Raw genomic sequence first — 20,006 nt, forward strand, 5'->3', positions numbered from 1 at the left:
CCACGTACCCTGTTCTTTTGTGCCGAACGTCAACGAAGCCAGCCCCAGCGCCCCGAGCCCGGAGCCGTCCCCCGCGATGCGCGAACCGCTGCGGGTCGCCCCCGTCGCCGACGATCTTGCCCGCCGTTTCCAGGAGGCCGGGTTCTCTCTCGCCCTGGTCGGCGGCTCGGTCCGGGACGCGTTGCTCGGACGGCTCGGCAACGATCTGGACTTCACGACCGACGCCCGACCGCAGGACGTACTCAAGATCGTGCGCCCGTGGGCGGACGCCGTCTGGGAGGTCGGGATCGCCTTCGGCACGGTCGGGGCGCAGAAGGACGGCTACCAGATCGAGGTGACCACCTACCGCTCCGAGGCGTACGACCGCACCTCGCGCAAGCCGGAGGTGTCCTATGGCGACTCCATCGAGGACGACCTCGTCCGACGCGACTTCACGGTGAACGCGATGGCGGTCGCGCTTCCGGAGAAGGAGTTCATCGATCCGCACGGCGGGCTCGACGACCTCGCGGCGCGTGTGCTGCGCACGCCGGGTACTCCGGAGGACTCCTTCTCGGACGACCCGCTGCGGATGATGCGTGCCGCGCGCTTCGCGGCGCAGCTCGACTTCGAGGTCGCGCCCGAGGTGGTGGCCGCCATGAAGGACATGGCCGGCCGTATCGACATCGTCTCGGCCGAGCGGGTCCGGGAGGAGCTGAACAAGCTCGTCGTCTCCTCGCACCCCCGCAAGGGACTGACCCTGCTGGTGGAGAGCGGCCTCGCCGACCGAGTCCTGCCCGAGCTGCCGACGCTGCGCCTGGAGCGTGACGAGCACCACCGGCACAAGGACGTCTACGACCACACGCTCATCGTCCTGGAGCAGGCGATGGCCCTGGAGAGCGAGGGTCCCGATCTGACGCTCCGCCTGGCCGCCCTGCTGCACGACATCGGCAAGCCCCGCACGCGCCGCTTCGAGAGCGACGGCCGGGTCTCCTTCCACCACCACGAGGTGGTCGGGGCCAAAATGACCAAGAAGCGCATGACCGCGCTCAAGTACTCAAACGACCTGGTGAAGGACGTCTCCCGCTTGGTCGAGCTGCACTTGCGCTTCCACGGCTACGGCACGGGCGAGTGGACGGACTCCGCGGTCCGCCGGTACGTCCGTGACGCCGGCCCGCTGCTCGACCGGCTCCACAAGCTGACCCGGTCGGACTGCACGACCCGTAACAAGCGCAAGGCATCGGCTCTCGCACGCGCGTATGACGGGCTGGAGGAACGGATCGCCCAGCTCCAGCAGCAGGAGGAACTGGACGCGATCCGCCCCGACCTGGACGGCAACCAGATCATGGAGATCCTCGGAGTCCCCCCCGGCCCGGCCGTCGGCCAGGCCTACAAGCACCTGCTGGAGCTCCGCCTGGAGAACGGCCCGATGGAACACGACGTGGCGGTGGCTGCGCTCAAGGAATGGTGGGCGCAGCGCGCGGAATCTGCATGAGGAGAGGGCGCTACGTTTCACGTGAAACGTAGCGCCCTCTCTGACGCGCTGCCGCTGGGGCGCCGTCCCCATGTGCTTCGGGGTCATGTTTCACGTGAAACATGACCCCGAAGCATTGGTCGGGCTGAGCCCTGGATTTCTCAGGCCTCGCCGAGGCAGAGCAGGAACTCTTCACCGTCGCCCGTTTCGGCGTAGAAGCCAGTGGCTCCTTCGACCTTCCGGCATTCGGTCTCGGCGCTGGTCGAGGTGAAGTGCCCCTTGACCTTCTTGAGGACCTTGCCCTCGGACTCCGAGGAGGAGCAGTCCACGACCTCCATGCGGTCCGAGGACGACGAGGCGGACTTCAGGCAGTCGCCCACGGCTGCCTGCTCGGCGTCGTCCCGGCTGGCGATGTACCCGCCCACCGCGACACCCACGACGATCACGGCGATGACGATGTTCTTGATCATCTTGAAGCTCGGCTTGCGGCGGGCCGGCTCCGGCGGGACCGGCGCGTACGGCGCACCCTGCGGGGGGACGCCGGGCTGACCGGGCTGCTGCGGGAAGCCCTGCTGCCCCTGCGCGTAGGGGTTCTGTCCCTGGGGCTGCTGCGGAGCCTGCGGCTGGCCCTGGGCGAACGGGTTGCCCTGCGGCGGCGGCTGAGTGGTCACTGGGGGTCCCCCTGGAAATAGGCACGTGTCGCGGACATGCCGCGAGATAAGACGCACGTAAGTTATCGGGTCCCGCTGACAACTCCGTACTCCGGTGGGGCTCTGTGTCACTGATGTGACACATACCGGCTCTCAAACCGGGCCATAGCCGCAGCAACTGCTCCGTACATCACGGCGACCGTCAAGACCAGCGGTACCGAACGGCCGTCCGGTGGCAGCATCAGGGCGGCCACACCGGCGGCGCCGACGAAGGCGACGTTGAACAGCACGTCGTAGACGGAGAAGATCCGCCCGCGGAAGGAGTCGTCGACCGAGAACTGCACGACGGTGTCGGTCGCGATCTTCGCCCCCTGCGTGGTCAGGCCCAGCACGAACGCCGCCGCGAGCAGCGGCACCGTGGCGAACGGCAGGCCGAGGACCGGGACCAGCACCGTGGCCGCGGCCGCGCACACGGCCATCCAGCGGCCCGGCCCCAGCCGCCCCGCCGCCCAGGGAGTGACGACAGCGGCCGCGAAGAAGCCTGCCCCGGAGACACCGAGAGCCAGCCCCAGCAGGGCGAGCCCCTCCTCCGTGTCCGAGGTCAGGGCGTACCGGCACAGCATCAGCACCATGACCAGCAGGGCGCCGTAGCAGAACCGCATCAGTGTCATGCCCGCGAGCGCCCAGGCCGCCTCCCGCCGAGCGGGTGCGGCGAGGTGGCGCACCCCTGCCACCAGGTCGCGGGCGGTGCCGGCGAGCGCGGTGGCGACCCGCGGCGGGATGCGCCCGGGGTCGGGGCCCAGCAGCTCGACGGCGATGCGCAGCGAGGCGAGCGCCCCGCACAGGTACAGAGCCGCGCCGAGCAGCACCACGGCCGCGTCGGAGTCCGCGATCACCAGGCGTACGACGAAGGCCAGGCCGCCGCCCGCCGTCGCGGCCAGCGTGCCGGCCGTCGGGGAGAGTGAGTTGGCGATCACCAGGCGCTCGGCGTCGACCACCCGGGGCAGCGAGGCGGACAGCCCCGCGAGAACGAAGCGGTTGACGGCGGTGACGCAGAGCGCGGAGATGTAGAAGAGCCAGTCCGGGACGGAGGCGATCATCAGCAGCGCCGTCACCGAGGCCAGGACGGCGCGCAGCAGGTTGCCGTACAGGAAGACCTGGCGGCGGCGCCAGCGGTCCAGCAGGGCGCCGGCGAAGGGGCCCACCAGGGAGTAGGGGAGCAGCAGGACCGCCATCGCGGAGGCGACCGCGGCGGGCGAGGTCTGCTTCTCGGGCGAGAAGACGACGTAGGTGGCGAGCGCGACCTGGTAGACGCCGTCGGCGCCCTGGGAGAGCAGACGCACGGCGAGCAGGCGCCGAAAGCCCTTCAGGCGCAGCAGGACGCGCAGGTCACGGACGACGGCCATGAGGCACAGCCTCACATACGGGAAAGGTCCCCGGGTCACGCGACCCGGGGACCTTCTGCGGAGCTGAGTCCTCGCGCCTCAGCGCTCGACCTCGCCCGCGATGAACTTCTCGACGTTGGCACGGGCCTCGTCGTCGAAGTACTGGACCGGCGGGGACTTCATGAAGTAGCTCGACGCCGACAGGATCGGGCCGCCGATGCCGCGGTCCTTGGCGATCTTCGCGGCGCGCAGGGCGTCGATGATGACACCCGCGGAGTTCGGGGAGTCCCAGACCTCGAGCTTGTACTCCAGGTTCAGCGGGACGTCGCCGAACGCGCGGCCCTCCAGGCGGACGTAGGCCCACTTGCGGTCGTCCAGCCACGCGACGTAGTCGGACGGGCCGATGTGCACGTTCTTCTCGCCGAGGTCCCGGTCGGGGATCTGCGAGGTGACGGCCTGCGTCTTGGAGATCTTCTTCGACTCGAGGCGATCGCGCTCGAGCATGTTCTTGAAGTCCATGTTGCCGCCGACGTTCAGCTGCATCGTGCGGTCCAGGACGACGCCCCGGTCCTCGAACAGCTTCGCCATGACGCGGTGCGTGATGGTGGCGCCGACCTGCGACTTGATGTCGTCACCGACGATGGGGACACCGGCCTCGGTGAACTTGTCCGCCCACTCCTTGGTGCCGGCGATGAAGACCGGGAGGGCGTTGACGAAGGCGACCTTGGCGTCGATGGCGCACTGGGCGTAGTACTTCGCCGCGTCCTCGGAACCGACGGGCAGGTAGCAGACCAGGACGTCGACCTGCTTGTCCTTGAGGACCTTGACGATGTCGGCCGGCTCCTCGGCGGACTCCTCGATGGTCTCGCGGTAGTACTTGCCGAGACCGTCGAGCGTGTGGCCGCGCTGGACCTGGACGCCGCTGTTCGGCACGTCGCAGATCTTGATGGTGTTGTTCTCGGAGGCGCCGATGGCGTCCGCGAGATCCAGGCCCACCTTCTTGGCGTCCACGTCGAAGGCGGCGACGAACTCGATGTCACGGACGTGGTAGTCGCCGAACTGGACGTGCATCAGGCCCGGGACCTTGGACTCCGCATCGGCGTCCTTGTAGTACTCGACGCCCTGAACCAGCGATGCGGCGCAGTTGCCCACACCGACGATGGCTACGCGAACCGAACCCATTCCGGTTGCTCCCTGTGTGTACGAGTGAGGCCCTGACTGGGCGCTCACGTGGCGGTGTCGCCGGGCGTGTCCGGCTGGGGGTCGTCCCCCGGCCGGGGCAGGCCGCCCGTCGCTCCAGATGTCGTGTCCTGATGTGCGGTCCCCTCGGCGGCGGGACCTCGCAGATCCCGCCCCGCCCGCTCGCTCTCGATGAGCTCGTTCAGCCAGCGCACCTCACGCTCCACGGACTCCATTCCGTGGCGCTGCAGCTCAAGCGTGTAGTCGTCGAGCCGCTCCCGGGTGCGGGCCAGGGAGGCCCGCATCTTCTCCAGACGCTCCTCCAGCCGGCTGCGCCGGCCCTCGAGCACGCGCATGCGTACGTCACGCGACGTCTGCCCGAAGAACGCGAAGCGAGCGGCGAACGTCTCGTCGTCGTACGCGTCCGGGCCCGTCTGTGAAAGGAGCTGCTCGAAATGTTCCTTACCGTCTGCCGTCAACCGGTAGACGATCTTGGCGCGACGTCCCGTGAGGGAGGCCGCGGCCTCGCCGATGTTCCCGGGTTCCTCGATCAACCAGCCGTTGGCGACCAGCGTCTTGAGGCAGGGATAGAGCGTCCCGTAGCTGAACGCCCGGAACACACCCAGTGATGTGTTGAGCCGTTTGCGCAGCTCATAGCCGTGCATGGGGGACTCGCGGAGCAGGCCGAGTACGGCGAACTCGAGGATGCCGGATCGCCGGCTCATCGTCGCCTCCTCTCGCCCTTATGCCGCTCTGATGTATCGAGTCGATACATCAGCACGATAGAACGAGGTTGCGCGTGCGACAAGAGCGGGCGTGGTGAACGGGATCACATCAGGGTTTCATCGTGAGCAAGTTGCCTGATTTGAGGTGAACTTCGGGACTCGGGGGTTTTGGCGGTGCGTAGTCTGTGCGCCATGCAAACCACCGGGAACCGCGTGACGCCCGGGGGCGTCCCTGTCCCTGGTGCAGTACGGGTGAATGCGGAAGGGGCCGCATCCGTACTTCGGGGGGACCGGAAACCAGCCGCCTTTTCCAGGTGCGCAAAGGTGCGCCTGCCCGAGGAGTAGTCGTTCGATGAGCGAGCACCGTCGCAAAGCGCCGCAGCCGCAGGGAGGCGGACGTGCCGCGGCCCGACGCGGCCAGTCCGGCTCGTCCTCCGGCCGCCGTGCGGCGCCGCGAGGCGCCACAGGGTCTCCGTCCGGCTCGTACGGTCCGGAGAGCGAGGAACGTCCGTACGGCAGTCGCGCCGAAGCCCGGCGCGCGGCACAGCGGGGCGGTGGCCGCCGCAGAGCGGCCGAGGCGGGCCGCGGCGGCCGGCGGGCCGCCGCCGTGGCCGGTAAGAAGCGGATGATCGACTATCCGCGCTACGACCGGGACGGGTGGCGCCGCTGGGTGCCCTCCTGGAAGCTCGTCTCCGGGCTGTGCATCGGCTTCTTCGGCACCATGGTGGCCGCCGCGGGCATTGCCTACGCGATGGTGAGCGTCCCCGTCGTCGACGACTCGGCCACGGCGCAGAACAACGTCTACTACTGGGCCGACGGCACCCGGATGGTCGCCACGGGTGGTGAGCGCAACCGGCAGAGCGTCGACCTCTCCCAGATCCCCAAGGACATGCGCAACGCGATCATCTCCCAGGAGAACAAGACGTTCTACTCCGACAGCGGCATCGACCCCAAGGGCATCGCCCGCGCGGTGTTCAACATGGCTAAGGGCGGTGACACGCAGGGTGGCTCCACCATCACCCAGCAGTACGTGAAGAACGCGATGCTGAACGACCAGTCGCAGACGATCTCCCGCAAGGTGAAGGAGATCTTCGTCTCGATCAAGGTCGGTGCCGAGGAGCCCAAGGACAAGATCCTCGAGGGCTACCTCAACTCCGCGTACTACGGCCGCGGCGCCTATGGCATCCAGGCCGCCTCACGGGCGTACTTCAACGTGGACGCCGTCGACCTGAACGCCGGGCAGTGCGCCTTCCTGTCGTCGGTCCTCAAGGGCGCCACGTACTACGACCCGGCGGGCTCGACCTCGATCGACCCGGCGGCCACGCCCGAGGCCAACCAGGAACGCGCCAGGAACCAGATGCAGGACACCCTCGACAAGATGGTGGAGTACGGGCATCTGAGCCAGGCAGACCGGGCGAAGTACACCGATCTCCCCAAGTGGAAGAACCCGGAGTCGAACGCCCAGCTGGGCGGCCAGATCGGCTACCTCGTCAGGCTGGCCAAGTCCTCCGTGGTCAAGAGCGACGTGGTGTCGGAGCAGCAGCTGGAGAAGGGCGGCTACTCGATCTACACCACCTTCGACAAGAAGAAGGTCGACGAGCTCGAGAAGGCCGTACAGAAGGTCTACAAGAAGAACATCGACCCCAAGAAGCGCCCCGAGAAGGACACCCACGTCCAGTTCGGCGGGGCTTCGGTGAACCCCGAGACGGGTGCCATCGAGGCCATCTACGGCGGTGAGGACGCCACCAAGCACTTCACCAACAACGCCGACGTCACCGGCGCCCAGGTCGGTTCGACCTTCAAGCCGTACGTGCTCGCGGCTGCGATGAAGTGGGGCGTGCGTGATCCCGACGGCGCCGAGACCCAACCCCAGGACGAGCGAACGGTCGTCTCCCCGAAGAGCCTGTACAGCGGCAAGAACAACCTCAAGATCAAGAATTACGACGGGTCGATCTGGCAGAACGAGAAGGGCGAGCAGTGGCGCCAGGAGAACGACGGCAAGGATTCCGTCGGTGAGGCGCCCGACTACCAGATCGACCTTCGCGAGGCCATGCGGGAGTCGGTGAACTCCGCCTTCGTCCAGCTCGGCATGGACGTCGGACTGGACAAGGTCAAGGAGTCCGCGGTCGACTCGGGACTCCTGGAGAACAGCCTGGCGGGAGCGGGTTACCCGTCCTTCTCCATCGGTGTCTCGGACCCGAGCGCCATCCGCATGGCGGGCTCGTACGCCACCTTCGCGGACAGCGGCAAGCAGCGTGATCCGTTCTCGGTCACCAAGGTGACGAACAAGGACGGCACGCTCTTCTCGCACAAGGTGGAGACCAAGCAGGCGTTCACCGCGAAGGTCGCGGACAACGTCACGGACGTCCTCAAGACCGTCGTCGAGGAAGGCACGGGTACCAACGCCCAGCTCCAGGGGCGCGAGGTGGCGGGCAAGACCGGTACGACGGACGGCAACAAGTCGGCCTGGTTCGTCGGCTACACCCCGCAGCTGTCGACCGCGATCAGCATGTTCCGCTACCCGGACGACGAGACCATCAAGAACCGTTCGTTCCTGGAGATGTACGGAACGGGCGGCGAGGAGAAGATCCACGGTGCGTCCTTCCCGTCCGTGATCTGGCAGGACTACATGGAAGACGCGCTGAAGGGCGAGAAGGCCGAGAAGTTCCCGAAGCCCGAGCCCATCGGCGAGGTCATCAACGACGCCCCGTCGCCGACCCCGACTCCCTCGCCCTCCGTGACGGAGGAGAAGCCGAGTCCGTCCCCGACGCCGTCGCCCAGCAAGACGGAGGTCACCCCCTCCCCCACGCCGACCGAGTCCTGCGGTCCCTTCGACTTCAACTGCGACGACGGGAACAACGGGGGCAACGACAACGGCGGCAACGATTCGGGAGGAACCGGCAACAGTCCATCGCCGTCGACATCACCCAGTGAAACGGGCGAAGAGGACGACGGCGGATTCATCCGGGGTCCGAACGGCTAGCGGTCAAAGCGCCCGGCTTGACTGTTTCACGTGAAACACGGGGAACAGTCGCAAGTTTCACGTGAAACAGGGGCCGCCGCATCCATCAGGGTGCGGCGGCCCCCGCGTGTCCCCAGGTGCGTACGGCAGGATGTGCCCCATGCCCAGTGCAGAATCGACGCCAGCCAGCGTGCACGAGCCGGACCCGGTGCGGCCGACCAGGGAGGACACGGTCGCCGCGGCCGGCAGCGAGCTGATCGGCGGCCCCGTGGGCCGACGCGCCCTGCTCGGCAGGTCCTGGTGGACCCCCGTGCGCGTGATCGCACTCGTGGCGATCGGCATGTTCGCCCTCGGTCTGATCCAGAAGGCGCCCTGCTACAACGGGGCCTGGTTCTTCGGCGCCAGTTCCCAGTACACGCACGCGTGCTACTCGGACATTCCGCACCTCTACCAGGGGCGTGGCTTCGTCGACGGACTCGTGCCGTACTTCGACAAGCTCCCCGGCGACATGGAGTACCTGGAGTACCCCGTGCTGACCGGTGTGTTCATGGAGGTGGCGACCTGGCTCACGCCGGGCAGCGGCACCATCCAGGACCAGGAGCAGTGGTACTGGATGGTCAACGCCGGGATGCTCATGGTCTGCGCGGCCGTCATCGCGGTCTGCGTCACCCGCACGCAGACCCGGCGCCCCTGGGACGGTCTGCTGGTCGCCCTGGCGCCCGCCTTCGCACTGACCGCCACCGTCAACTGGGACCTGCTGGCGGTCGCCCTGACGGCCGCCGCGATGCTGATGTGGTCCCGGGAGCGCCCCCTGGCCTTCGGCGTGCTGCTGGGCCTCGCCACGGCCGCCAAGCTCTATCCCTTCCTGATTCTCGGCCCCCTGCTCGTCCTGTGCTGGCGCGCGGGTAGATGGCGGGAGTTCGGAAAAGCCCTGGGAGGCGCGGCCGGCGCCTGGCTCGTGGTCAACCTGCCGGTGATGCTGTTCGCCTTCGACGGCTGGTCGAAGTTCTACACATTCAGCCAGGAACGCGGCGTGGACTTCGGTTCCTTCTGGCTGATCCTGGTCCAGAACACCGACAGCCCGCCCAGTACCGAGACCGTCAACACCCTTGCCACCCTGCTGATGCTGCTGTGCTGCGGCGCCGTTGCGGCGCTCACGCTGACCGCACCCCGGCGTCCGCGGTTCGCCCAGCTCGCCTTCCTGATCGTGGCGGCCTTCATCCTCACCAACAAGGTCTACTCACCGCAGTACGTGCTGTGGCTGGTGCCGCTGGCCGCGCTGGCCCGGCCGAAGTGGCGGGACTTCCTGATCTGGCAGGCGTGCGAGGTCGCCTACTTCCTCGGTATCTGGATGTACCTCGCGTACACGACCAGCGGCGACGCCCACAAGGGCCTGCCCACGGACGGCTACCACTGGGCCATCGCCGTGCATCTGCTGGGAACGCTGTTCCTCTGCGTGATGGTGGTGCGCGACATCCTGATGCCGGACCGGGACCCGGTCCGGCGGACGGGTGACGACGACCCTTCGGGCGGCGTGCTCGACGGCGCCGAGGACGTCTTCGTCCTGGGCCCCGCTACTCGGACCGATCAACACACGGTCCGCTTCGAGGGCCCACGGGTGAAGTGGGGCACGCGACGGCCGACCGGCAGTTCGCTCTGAGCGAACGCGTGCGGGGCCGTACATGGAGAAGGGCGGTACACGGAAACGCCGTGTACCGCCCTTGCCTTGACCGACGCGCTAGCGGTCGAGGATGCGGTCGAACTGCGTGGTGGTGTGCCGCAGATGGGCCACCAGCTCGTCGCCCACCGTGGGCTCCGCCGCGTCCGAGGGCACGAACAGGATCGACACCTGCATGTGCGGAGGCTCCGCGAACCAGCGCTGCTTGCCGCTCCAGACGAACGGCGAGAGGTTGCGGTTGACCGTGGCGAGGCCGGCCCGGGCGACGCCCTTGGCCCGCGGCATGACGCCGTGCAGCGCCTTCGGAGCCTCCAGGCCCACACCGTGCGACGTACCGCCTGCCACGACCACCAGGAAGCCGTCCGAGGCGGCCTTCTGCTGCCGGTAGCCGAAGCGCTCGCCCTTGGCGACCCGCGTGACGTCCAGGACCGCACCGCGGTATTCGGTCGCCTCGTGGTCGCCGAGCCACAGCCGCGTGCCGATCCGGGCGCGGAACCGGGTCTGGGGGAACTGCTGCTGGAGCCGGGCCAGCTCATCGGCCTTGAGGTGGCTGACGAACATGGTGTGCAGCGGCAGCCGGGCCGCGCGCAGCCGGTCCATCCAGCCGATGACCTCCTCGACGGCGTCCGAGCCGTCGGTACGGTCGAGCGGCAGGTGGATGGCGAAGCCCTCCAGCCGGACGTTCTCTATGGCGGCGTGCAGCTGGGGCAGGTCCTGCTCGCTGATGCCGTGCCGCTTCATCGAGGACATGACCTCGATGACCACACGGGCGCCGACGAGGCCGTACACGCCGTCGATGGACGACACAGAGCGCACGACGCGGTCGGGCAGCGGAACGGGCTCCTCGCCGCGCCGGTACGGCGTCAGGACCAGCAGGTCACCACCGAAGAAGTCCTTGATCCGGGCGGCCTCGTAGGTGGTGCCCACGGCCAGTACGTCCGAGCCGAGCCGGGTCGCCTCCTCCGCCAGCCGTTCGTGCCCGAAGCCGTAGCCGTTGCCCTTGCAGACCGGGACCAGCCCGGGGAACTGCTCCTGCACGTGCTTGTGGTGCGCCCGCCAGCGCGCGGTGTCGACGTAGAGCGTGAGCGCCATGGCCGGACCTGGAACCTTTCTGGTGGCTGTCAGAGGTGCGGGATGAGGGGTGGGTGCGGGGTCAGCGGCGCGACATGTAGATGTCGAGCGCCTTGTGGAGCAGCTTGTTCAGCGGGAAGTCCCACTCGCCGAGGTACTCGGCCGCCTGACCGCCCGTACCCACCTTGAACTGGATCAGACCGAAGAGGTGGTCGCTCTCGTCCAGGGAGTCGGAGATGCCGCGCAGGTCGTAGACGGTCGCACCGAGGGCGTAGGCGTCGCGGAGCATCGCCCACTGCATGGCGTTCGACGGCCGGACCTCGCGGCCGATGTTGTCGGAGGCGCCGTAGGAGTACCAGACGTGCCCGCCGACCACCAGCATCGTCGCCGCCGACAGGTTCACCCCGTTGTGCCGGGCGAAGTACAGCCGCATGCGGTTGGGGTCCTCGTTGTTGAGGGCCGCCCACATGCGCTGGAAGTACGACAGCGGACGCGGCCGGAAGTGGTCGCGCACGGCCGTGATCTCGTACAGGCGCTGCCACTCCTCCAGGTCGTGGTAGCCGCCCTGGACGACCTCGACGCCGGCCTTCTCGGCCTTCTTGATGTTGCGGCGCCAGAGCTGGTTGAAGTTCTTGTGGACCTCTTCCAGGGACCGGTTGGCCAGCGGCACCTGGAAGACGTAGCGGGGCTGCACGTCGCCGAAGCCGGCGCCGCCGTCCTCGCCCTGCTGCCAGCCCATGCGGCGCAGCTTGTCGGCCACCTCGAAGGCGCGCGGCTCGATGTGGTCGGCCTCTATGTCCCGCAGGCGCTTGACGTCGGGGTCCTGGATGCCCTTCTTGATGGACGTGGCGTCCCAGCGCCGGATGATCACCGGCGGGCCCATCTTCACCGAGAAGGCGCCCTGCTGCTTGAGGTGCGCCAGCATCGGCTCCATCCACTCCTGGAGGTTGGGCGCGAACCAGTTGATGACCGGGCCCTCGGGGAGGTAGGCGAGGTAGCGCTTGATCTTGGGCAGCTGCCGGTACAGCACCAGACCCGCGCCGACCAGCTCACCGGTCCGGTCGTCGAACCAGCCGAGGTTTTCCGAGCGCCATTCGGCCTTGACGTCTGCCCATGCGGGGACCTGCATGTGACTAGCCGCCGGCAGGCTCTGGATGTAGGCCAGATGCTGCTCGCGGCTGATGGTCCTCAGGGTCAGGCTCATTCGGGGCGCTCCTCGGGCTGGTGTGTCCCCATGGGTACAGGGGCTCCGGCTCTCGCGCGAAGCCTACTGCGCCCTGTGAGCGCCCCGTCCGGCGTACGGCTGGAAGCCGTGGTCCGGCGGTCGGGCGACGACCGGCTCAGCCGATGAGTCCGCCGTGGTAGATGCCGAAGAAGAGTCCGGCCGCGGAGGCTCCCAGGCCCAGGATCAGACCGAAGCGCTCCCGCGTCGTCTCGGAGACGTACTGGCCGTATCCGCCGGTCAGGACACCGAGCAGTCCCGCCCAGGAGGTCAGGACGTGCAGACCCCGGAAGCTCGCCGTGGCGAGGGCGAGCACGCCGAGCACCACGGTCGCGGCGAGCAGCGCGTGCTGGAGGGGGTGCGGTTTGCCGTCGGTGGCCAGCAGCCCGGTCCGGGGCCTTGCCGGTCGCATGATCTGTGCCATGGGGAACCTCCTGCCGAAGGCAGTGCGTCGTCGCCCTATCACATCCGCTGGGTATCGATTGTGTCCCCTCAGGGGCGGATTTCAACCGCAAGCGCGCGGCCGGGTACTCTGTACCTTCTGCACTGGTGTCTGCTGCCTCCCACGGCCGGGCCGCCTTCCTGGAGGAGGCCCGATTGTCAGTGGGTCCTGGTTTACTCGCTGATGCCGGTGCCAACGCATCGCAACCCTCCTGCCACGGAACGACCGTGGCCGCTGAGTCCAAAGGAGGTGGGTTCCACATGCGTCACTACGAGGTGATGGTCATCCTCGACCCCGATCTCGAGGAGCGTTCTGTCTCCCCGCTGATCGAGAACTTCCTCTCTGTCGTCCGTGACGGCGGCGGAAAGGTCGAGAAGGTCGACACCTGGGGCCGTCGTCGTCTCTCGTACGAGATCAAGAAGAAGCCCGAGGGCATCTACTCGGTCATCGACCTGCAGGCCGAGCCTGCGGTCGTCAAGGAGCTCGACCGCCAGATGAACCTGAACGAGTCGGTCCTCCGGACCAAGGTCCTCCGTCCCGAGATGCACTGAGCTTCCGCTCAGCTGATCCCGGGATCCGAGTAGCAGCAACCAAGCAGCCAGAGCAGCAAACCCGCCGAGAGGTACCCCCATGGCAGGCGAGACCGTCATCACGGTCGTCGGCAATCTTGTCGACGACCCCGAGCTGCGCTTCACCCCGTCCGGTGCGGCCGTCGCGAAGTTCCGTGTCGCGTCGACCCCCCGCACCTTCGACCGCCAGACCAACGAGTGGAAGGACGGCGAGAGCCTCTTCCTCACCTGCTCGGTCTGGCGTCAGGCGGCGGAGAACGTCGCCGAGTCGCTCCAGCGAGGCATGCGCGTCATCGTGCAGGGCCGGCTGAAGCAGCGGTCCTACGAGGACCGTGAGGGCGTCAAGCGCACGGTCTACGAGCTGGACGTCGACGAGGTCGGTGCCAGCCTGCGCAGTGCCACGGCCAAGGTCACCAAGACCTCGGGCCAGGGCCGCGGTGGCCAGGGCGGTTACGGCGGCGGTGGCGGCCAGGGTGGCGGCGGCTGGGGCGGCGGCCCCGGTGGCGGCCAGCAGGGCGGCGGCGCTCCGGCCGACGACCCCTGGGCGACCGGCGCTCCCGCCGGTGGCCAGCAGGGCGGCGGCGGTCAGGGCGGCGGCTGGGGCGGTGGCTCCAGCGGCTCCGGCGGCGGTGGCGGCTACTCGGACGAGCCCCCCTTCTAGGGCGGGCTCCACCCCACACTTCTTGATCACACAGGAGAAACATCATGGCTAAGCCGCCTGTGCGCAAGCCGAAGAAGAAGGTCTGCGCGTTCTGCAAGGACAAGGTCACGTACGTGGACTACAAGGACACGAACATGCTGCGGAAGTTCATTTCCGACCGCGGCAAGATCCGTGCCCGCCGCGTGACCGGCAACTGCACCCAGCACCAGCGTGACGTCGCCACGGCCGTGAAGAACAGCCGTGAGATGGCGCTGCTGCCCTACACCTCCACCGCGCGATAAGGGAAGGGTGACCGAACAATGAAGATCATCCTCACCCACGAGGTCTCCGGCCTCGGTGCCGCGGGCGACGTCGTCGACGTCAAGGACGGTTACGCTCGCAACTACCTGATCCCGCGGAAGTTCGCGATCCGCTGGACCAAGGGTGGCGAGAAGGACGTCGAGCAGATTCGTCGCGCTCGCAAGATCCACGAGATCCAGACCATCGAGCAGGCCAACCAGGTGAAGGCCCAGCTCGAGGGTGTGAAGGTCCGTCTGGCCGTCCGCTCCGGCGACGCCGGTCGTCTCTTCGGTTCCGTTACCCCGGCCGACGTCGCTTCGGCGATCAAGGCTGCCGGTGGCCCCGAGGTCGACAAGCGCCGCATCGAGCTGGGCTCGCCGATCAAGACCCTGGGCGCTCACGAGACGTCCGTGCGTCTGCACCCCGAGGTTGACGCCAAGGTCAGCGTCGAGGTCGTCGCTGCCTGAGCGCTCTGCTCTCGCTGAAGCGATGTGAGAGGGGGCCGTATCTCCCAGCTGGGAGATACGGCCCCCTCTTCATTGTGTTTCACGTGAAACGGTCACCGCGTCGCGCCCGTGACGATCCAGCGACCCGACCTGGTGCGCAGCCACAGCGTCACCAGCCGCATCCCCATCATCAGCGTCATGGCCGCCCACAGCACGGTGAGCCCTCCGCCGACGGCGGGGACGAGGAGGGCCGCGGGAGTGAAGACCGCCAGGGTCAGCAGCATCGCCCAGGCCAGGTACGGGCCGTCACCCGCACCCATCAGGACACCGTCCAGGACGTAGACCACTCCGCAGATCGGCTGCGCGACGGCCACGATCACCAGCGCCGGTAGCGCGGCGTCCTTGACCGCGGAGTCACCGGTGAACAAGGGCAGGAACGCTGGGCGGGAGAGCACCACGAGCAGTCCGAGTACGACGCCGACCGCGACACCCCACTCCACCATCCTGCGGCAGGCTTCGCGGGCACCCTTGGCGTCCCCGGCGCCCAGGTAGCGTCCGATGATGGCCTGACCGGCGATGGCGATGGCATCGAGGGCGAAGGCCATCAGGCTCCACAGGGACAGGATGATCTGGTGGGCCGCGATGTCGGCGTCTCCGAGGCGGGCCGCAACGGCCGTCGCGATCATGAGAATCGCCCGCAGCGAGAGTGTGCGCACGAGCAGCGGCATCCCGGCCTGAGCGGATGCCCGGATGCCGGCGGCGTCCGGACGCAGGGACGCCCCGTGGCGTCGCGCTCCGCGCACCACGACCCACAGGTACACCGCGGCCATGCCGTACTGAGCGACGACGGTGCCCCAGGCGGATCCCGCGATGCCGAGGCCGGCGCCGTAGACGAGCAGGACGTTGAGGACGGCGTTGGCGACGAAGCCGCCTATGGCCACGTAGAGCGGGGTCCGCGTGTTCTGGAGTCCGCGCAGGACACCCGTCGCGGCGAGCACGACGAGCATGGCGGGGATGCCGAGGGAGGAGATGCGCAGATAGGTGATGGCGTACGGGGCCGCCGTGTCGGAGGCACCGAAGAGCTCCACGAGGGACGGAGCCGTGGGCAGTACGACGGCGATGACGGCGGCTCCGAGCAGCAGCGCCAGCCAGATGCCGTCCATGCCCTGGCGGATCGCGGCTTGGAGGTCACCCGCACCCACGCGCCGGGACACGCCCGCCGTGGTGGCGTAGGCGAGGAAGACGAACACGCTGACGGCTGTGGTGAGCAGGGCCGAGGCGATCCCGAGTCCGGCGAGTTGCGCGGTGCCGAGATGGCCGACGATCGCACTGTCGGCCATCACGAAAAGGGGCTCGGCGACGAGCGCGCCGAAGGCCGGAACGGCCAGCGCGACGATCTCTCGGTCGTGCCGGCGCCGGACGGTTCGGGGACGCGCGGGGGCCTGTGTCATGAGCACCAATCTAATCGTCCACAGGTAAGAGATGCAAAGCTTTTGCAACCCTTACCCACCGTCTCTCCCCGTGCACTTCTGGGCACCGTTCGAAGTGATCTTGAGCTGACCGGGCAAGTTTTTCTTCTGCACAGGCCGTGGATGGTGAACTTGCAGGTCAGGGTCGCTTCTGCGATCTGGCTGCGGGCTTGTTCACAGGGCTGTCCACCGGGTCGTGCACAGGTTTGGCGGAGTTCTCCACAGCATCTGGCCCGTCGTCCACATGGCCTGTGGATAACCAGATTGGCTGACGGTGCCGACCGGCCTACGGTGGTCCGGCGCCCGCTCCGTCCGTCGCCCTGTGAACCATCACAAAACCGACGCGCCAGAACCGGAGTTGGGCGTCTTATTTGTCAGTGCCGTGCCGTAGAAATGAGGGGCACGGCGAGGTCCGCTCGGCGGACGGGAGGAGGTGGCTCGGTGAGCATTTCCGAGCCCTTGGACGACCCGTGGGCCGACAGCGGTCCCAGTGATCGTCTGCCTACTGCCCGTCGGCGCGGTGACGGAGGCCGGGGCCGCGACGAGCAGCACGAGCGCGGCGCGGACAACGGCTCGTGGGACGGCGGTGGACCGTCGTTCGAGCGAGTCCCCCCGCAGGACCTGGACGCCGAGCAGTCCGTCCTCGGCGGAATGCTCCTGTCCAAGGACGCCATCGCCGACGTAGTCGAGATCCTCAAGGGCCACGACTTCTACAAGCCCGCCCACGAGACGGTCTACCAGGCCATCCTCGACGTCTACGCCAAGGGCGAGCCGGCCGACCCCATCACGATCGCGGCCGAACTCACCAAGCGCGGTGAGATCAACAAGGTCGGCGGCGCCTCGTATCTGCACACCCTCGTCCAGACCGTGCCGACGGCCGCCAACGCCGCCTACTACGCGGAGATCGTGCACGAGCGGGCCGTCCTGCGCCGCCTGGTGGAGGCCGGCACCCGGATCACGCAGATGGGGTACGCGGCCGACGACGACGTCGACGAGATCGTCAACCGCGCCCAGGCCGAGATCTACGCCGTCACCGAGCAGCGCACCAGCGAGGACTACCTGCCGCTCGGCGACATCATGGAGGGCGCGCTCGACGAGATCGAGGCGATCGGTTCGCGCAGCGGCGAGATGACCGGTGTGCCCACGGGCTTCACGGACTTCGACTCGCTGACCAACGGTCTGCACCCCGGTCAGATGATCGTCATCGCCGCCCGCCCCGCCATGGGCAAGTCGACGCTCGCGCTGGACTTCGCCCGCGCGGCGTCGATCAAGAACAATCTCCCGAGCGTCATCTTCTCGCTCGAAATGGGGCGCAACGAGATCGCGATGCGTCTGCTGTCCGCCGAGGCCCGCGTGGCGCTGCACCACATGCGGTCCGGCACGATGACGGACGACGACTGGACCCGCCTGGCCCGCCGGATGCCGGACGTCTCGGCGGCCCCGCTCTACATCGACGACTCCCCGAACCTGTCGATGATGGAGATCCGGGCCAAGTGCCGCCGTCTCAAGCAGCGCAACGACATCAGGCTCGTGGTGATCGACTATCTCCAGCTGATGCAGTCCGGCGGCTCCAAGCGCGCCGAGAGCCGTCAGCAGGAGGTCTCGGACATGTCCCGCAACCTCAAGCTCCTGGCCAAGGAGCTGGAGGTCCCGGTCATCGCGCTCTCCCAGCTGAACCGTGGTCCCGAGCAGCGCACCGACAAGAAGCCCATGGTCTCCGACCTGCGTGAGTCCGGCTCGATCGAGCAGGACGCCGACATGGTCATCCTGCTGCACCGCGAGGACGCCTACGAGAAGGAGTCCCCGCGCGCGGGCGAGGCCGACCTGATCGTGGCCAAGCACCGCAACGGTCCGACGGCGACGATCACCGTCGCCTTCCAGGGCCACTACTCGCGGTTCGTGGACATGGCGCAGACCTGAGCGCGGGTCCGTCAGTCCGGCTGGAAGAACGCGAGCATCTTCTGGGCGGCGTCCGGTGAGGTCAGCAGTTCGTGGAGGCCGGCGGACATCCGGGCGGCGGCGCCCGTGCGTTCGAACATCTCGCGTTCGTACGCGCTGACGGCGGTGCCGACGTCGTCCGGGCGCGCGGCCAGCGCGAGGCCGAGCAGGGCGCCGTCGAGCAGCGCCATGTTGGCGCCCTCTCCCACCGGTGGCATCAGGTGTGCGGCGTCGCCGAGCAGCGTGACGTCCGGCCTCGACGGCCAGGTCAGGCCGACCGGGAGCGTGGTGATCGGTCGCGGCACGACCGTGTCGTCGCAGGCCGCGATCAGCGCGGTGAACCGCGCGTCCCAGCCGGGGAGCAGTTCGATCAGCCGGGCCCGGGCGGCGGGCGGGTCGTCGAACGGGATCCCACTGGTGGCGAACCAGTCCTCGCCGGTGTTGTAGAAGCTGAGGCCGATACGGACACGGCCGTCGCCGTTGCGCTGCGCCGCCAGGGACAGACCGTCGCCGAGCACCCAGTAGTTGCCGCGCCCGACCATCGCCGCGAGGTCGGGATGCGTGCGGTCGATGTCGGGGATGCCGACCTCCACGATGTTCTGGCCGATGTGCGACGGGCAGGCGTCGGTGAGCAGCGCGCGGACCCGGGACTGCGCGCCGTCCGCGCCGACCAGCAGGTCGTACGCGGCACTGCCGCCGTCGGCGAAGTGCAGCAGGCCGTGATCGGCGCTCCTGAACGCGTGCCCCCAGCGCACCGTGTCCTCGGGGAGCGAGTCCAGCAGCAGGTCGCGCAGAGCGGCGCGGTCCACCTCGGGCCGGTCGAGTGGGGCGCCGTCGGGTGTGTCCTCCTGGAGGAGGAGGGTGCCGTCCGGCTCCAGAAGGCGCATGTCCTGGCCTTCACCCCGGGCGATGGCGTGGAACTGGTCGATCAGGCCGGCCTCGCGCAGCGCCCGCTGGCCGGAGTGGATGTCCAGCATGCCGCCTTGACCACGCGCGACGCGTGACGATTCACGCTCGTAGACGACAGCGTCCATGCCGTTCACGTGCAGCACACGGGCGAGCGCGAGGCCGCCGAGGCCGGCTCCGACGATGGCGATGGTGGATGTCATGGTTGTCCCTCCCGCTGATACACCGTACCGCTCGATACACTGTATCGCTCCATGCGATGTACGGTTAGCGGCATGTTGGTATGGGAGAGGCCGGAGCCGCCGGAACGACCCGTGCCGGCCCCGCTGAACCGGGAGAAGATCGTGCGAGCGGCGATCCGGCTGGCCGACGCGGACGGTCTGGAGGCGGTGTCGCTGCGCAAGGTCGCCACCGCGCTGGGTGTGGGGCCGATGCGGCTGTACGGCTACATCGCCGGCAAGGAGGAGTTGCTCGACCTGATGGTCGACGCGGTCTACGCCGAGATCCGGCCGGTCGGGGACAGTTGGCGGGAGGTGCTGCGGTCTCTTGCCGAGACGACTCGGCGGGCGGCTCACGAGCACGAATGGCTCGCCGACCTGCTCGGTGGGCGACCGCAGCTCGGGCCGCACGCGCTGGCCAGGGGCGAGGCCGTGGTGGCCGCGCTGGACGGCGTCGACGTGGACGCCGTGATGCCGGTGGTCACCGCGGTCGACGCCTACGTGATCGGGGCGGTGCGCCGGGAGATCGCCGACCGGCGTGCGGAGCGAGCCACCGGGATGGACGAGCGGCGTTGGCAGACCTCACTCGGGCCCTACCTGGAACGGACCTTTGCGACGGGCCGATTTCCTGCGCTGGCCACGGTGGTGCGCGATGCCGCCCACCTGGACGCCGACGAAACGTTCCAGATCGGCCTGGACTTCCTGCTCGCAGGCATCGAAGCCCGCATCTCAAGGTGACGTGCTCGCCGCGCAGGC

At 68.4% G+C, this 20,006-nt stretch carries 18 protein-coding genes; 9 read left to right on the forward strand and 9 right to left on the reverse strand.

The window, feature by feature from the left end; translation table 11 throughout:
* Positions 1 to 19 precede the first annotated feature (19 nt).
* Positions 20 to 1,471, forward strand: coding sequence for a CCA tRNA nucleotidyltransferase (locus tag DMH12_RS10500; protein WP_125491301.1), 1,452 nt, complete (start codon positions 20 to 22; stop codon positions 1,469 to 1,471).
* Positions 1,472 to 1,611: 140 nt separating this feature from the next.
* Here DMH12_RS10500 and DMH12_RS10505 read toward each other — a convergent pair whose 3' ends face one another.
* The 4 genes from DMH12_RS10505 to DMH12_RS10520 all read right to left on the reverse strand — a co-directional run bounded on the left by DMH12_RS10505 (position 1,612) and on the right by DMH12_RS10520 (position 5,389).
* Positions 1,612 to 2,121 carry a hypothetical protein gene (locus DMH12_RS10505; protein WP_260474172.1) on the reverse strand — a complete coding sequence of 170 codons (510 nt, stop codon included), beginning with the start codon at positions 2,119 to 2,121 and terminating at the stop codon, positions 1,612 to 1,614.
* Between the two features lie 107 nt (positions 2,122 to 2,228).
* Positions 2,229 to 3,506, reverse strand: coding sequence for an MFS transporter (locus tag DMH12_RS10510; RefSeq protein ID WP_125491302.1), 1,278 nt, complete (start codon positions 3,504 to 3,506; stop codon positions 2,229 to 2,231).
* Positions 3,507 to 3,584: 78 nt separating this feature from the next.
* Complete coding sequence (locus DMH12_RS10515) at positions 3,585 to 4,667, reverse strand: inositol-3-phosphate synthase (RefSeq protein ID WP_125491303.1); 1,083 nt, start codon at positions 4,665 to 4,667, stop codon at positions 3,585 to 3,587.
* Positions 4,668 to 4,711: 44 nt separating this feature from the next.
* A complete protein-coding gene (locus DMH12_RS10520) occupies positions 4,712 to 5,389 on the reverse strand; it encodes a PadR family transcriptional regulator (RefSeq protein WP_125491304.1) in 678 nt (225 codons plus the stop codon).
* A gap of 625 nt (positions 5,390 to 6,014) precedes the next feature.
* On the opposite strand from DMH12_RS10520, the gene DMH12_RS10525 reads away from it, so the two are divergent.
* Positions 6,015 to 8,372: a transglycosylase domain-containing protein gene (locus tag DMH12_RS10525; RefSeq protein ID WP_125491322.1), complete on the forward strand. Its 2,358-nt coding sequence runs from the start codon at positions 6,015 to 6,017 to the stop codon at positions 8,370 to 8,372.
* A 130-nt stretch (positions 8,373 to 8,502) separates the two neighbouring features.
* Positions 8,503 to 10,011 carry a glycosyltransferase family 87 protein gene (locus DMH12_RS10530; protein WP_125491305.1) on the forward strand — a complete coding sequence of 503 codons (1,509 nt, stop codon included), beginning with the start codon at positions 8,503 to 8,505 and terminating at the stop codon, positions 10,009 to 10,011.
* A 78-nt stretch (positions 10,012 to 10,089) separates the two neighbouring features.
* Here the strand turns inward: DMH12_RS10530 and DMH12_RS10535 are convergent, their stop codons facing one another.
* From DMH12_RS10535 to DMH12_RS10545, 3 genes are all read right to left on the reverse strand, one after another.
* Positions 10,090 to 11,121 (reverse strand): alanine racemase, encoded by a 1,032-nt coding sequence (locus tag DMH12_RS10535; RefSeq protein WP_064728797.1) that lies wholly within the window; start codon positions 11,119 to 11,121, stop codon positions 10,090 to 10,092.
* Positions 11,122 to 11,182: 61 nt separating this feature from the next.
* Positions 11,183 to 12,304 (reverse strand): peptidoglycan bridge formation glycyltransferase FemX, encoded by a 1,122-nt coding sequence (femX, locus tag DMH12_RS10540; RefSeq protein ID WP_064728796.1) that lies wholly within the window; start codon positions 12,302 to 12,304, stop codon positions 11,183 to 11,185.
* Between the two features lie 136 nt (positions 12,305 to 12,440).
* Positions 12,441 to 12,746: a hypothetical protein gene (locus DMH12_RS10545; protein WP_125491306.1), complete on the reverse strand. Its 306-nt coding sequence runs from the start codon at positions 12,744 to 12,746 to the stop codon at positions 12,441 to 12,443.
* A gap of 278 nt (positions 12,747 to 13,024) precedes the next feature.
* Here DMH12_RS10545 and rpsF point away from each other — a divergent pair, with 278 nt between their 5' ends.
* From rpsF to rplI, 4 genes are all read left to right on the forward strand, one after another.
* Positions 13,025 to 13,315 carry a 30S ribosomal protein S6 gene (gene rpsF, locus DMH12_RS10550; RefSeq protein WP_003975025.1) on the forward strand — a complete coding sequence of 97 codons (291 nt, stop codon included), beginning with the start codon at positions 13,025 to 13,027 and terminating at the stop codon, positions 13,313 to 13,315.
* Positions 13,316 to 13,394: 79 nt separating this feature from the next.
* Positions 13,395 to 13,994, forward strand: coding sequence for a single-stranded DNA-binding protein (locus DMH12_RS10555; protein ID WP_122616540.1), 600 nt, complete (start codon positions 13,395 to 13,397; stop codon positions 13,992 to 13,994).
* Positions 13,995 to 14,038: 44 nt separating this feature from the next.
* A complete protein-coding gene (gene rpsR / locus DMH12_RS10560; protein WP_003949403.1) occupies positions 14,039 to 14,275 on the forward strand; it encodes a 30S ribosomal protein S18 in 237 nt (78 codons plus the stop codon).
* Positions 14,276 to 14,293: 18 nt separating this feature from the next.
* Positions 14,294 to 14,740: a 50S ribosomal protein L9 gene (rplI, locus tag DMH12_RS10565; protein WP_007388913.1), complete on the forward strand. Its 447-nt coding sequence runs from the start codon at positions 14,294 to 14,296 to the stop codon at positions 14,738 to 14,740.
* A 92-nt stretch (positions 14,741 to 14,832) separates the two neighbouring features.
* On the opposite strand, the gene DMH12_RS10570 is transcribed toward rplI, so the two are convergent.
* Positions 14,833 to 16,170 carry an MATE family efflux transporter gene (locus DMH12_RS10570; RefSeq protein ID WP_125491307.1) on the reverse strand — a complete coding sequence of 446 codons (1,338 nt, stop codon included), beginning with the start codon at positions 16,168 to 16,170 and terminating at the stop codon, positions 14,833 to 14,835.
* A gap of 459 nt (positions 16,171 to 16,629) precedes the next feature.
* Between DMH12_RS10570 and dnaB the strand changes: the two genes are divergently transcribed.
* Positions 16,630 to 18,108, forward strand: coding sequence for a replicative DNA helicase (gene dnaB / locus DMH12_RS10575; RefSeq protein WP_125491308.1), 1,479 nt, complete (start codon positions 16,630 to 16,632; stop codon positions 18,106 to 18,108).
* An 11-nt stretch (positions 18,109 to 18,119) separates the two neighbouring features.
* Here dnaB and DMH12_RS10580 read toward each other — a convergent pair whose 3' ends face one another.
* Positions 18,120 to 19,235, reverse strand: coding sequence for an NAD(P)/FAD-dependent oxidoreductase (locus tag DMH12_RS10580; protein WP_125491309.1), 1,116 nt, complete (start codon positions 19,233 to 19,235; stop codon positions 18,120 to 18,122).
* A gap of 72 nt (positions 19,236 to 19,307) precedes the next feature.
* On the opposite strand from DMH12_RS10580, the gene DMH12_RS10585 reads away from it, so the two are divergent.
* Complete coding sequence (locus DMH12_RS10585) at positions 19,308 to 19,988, forward strand: TetR/AcrR family transcriptional regulator (RefSeq protein ID WP_125491310.1); 681 nt, start codon at positions 19,308 to 19,310, stop codon at positions 19,986 to 19,988.
* The last annotated feature ends 18 nt before the right edge of the window (positions 19,989 to 20,006 follow it).

It is taken from the genome of Streptomyces sp. WAC 04229, assembly GCF_003947455.1.
GTDB lineage: Bacteria > Actinomycetota > Actinomycetes > Streptomycetales > Streptomycetaceae > Streptomyces.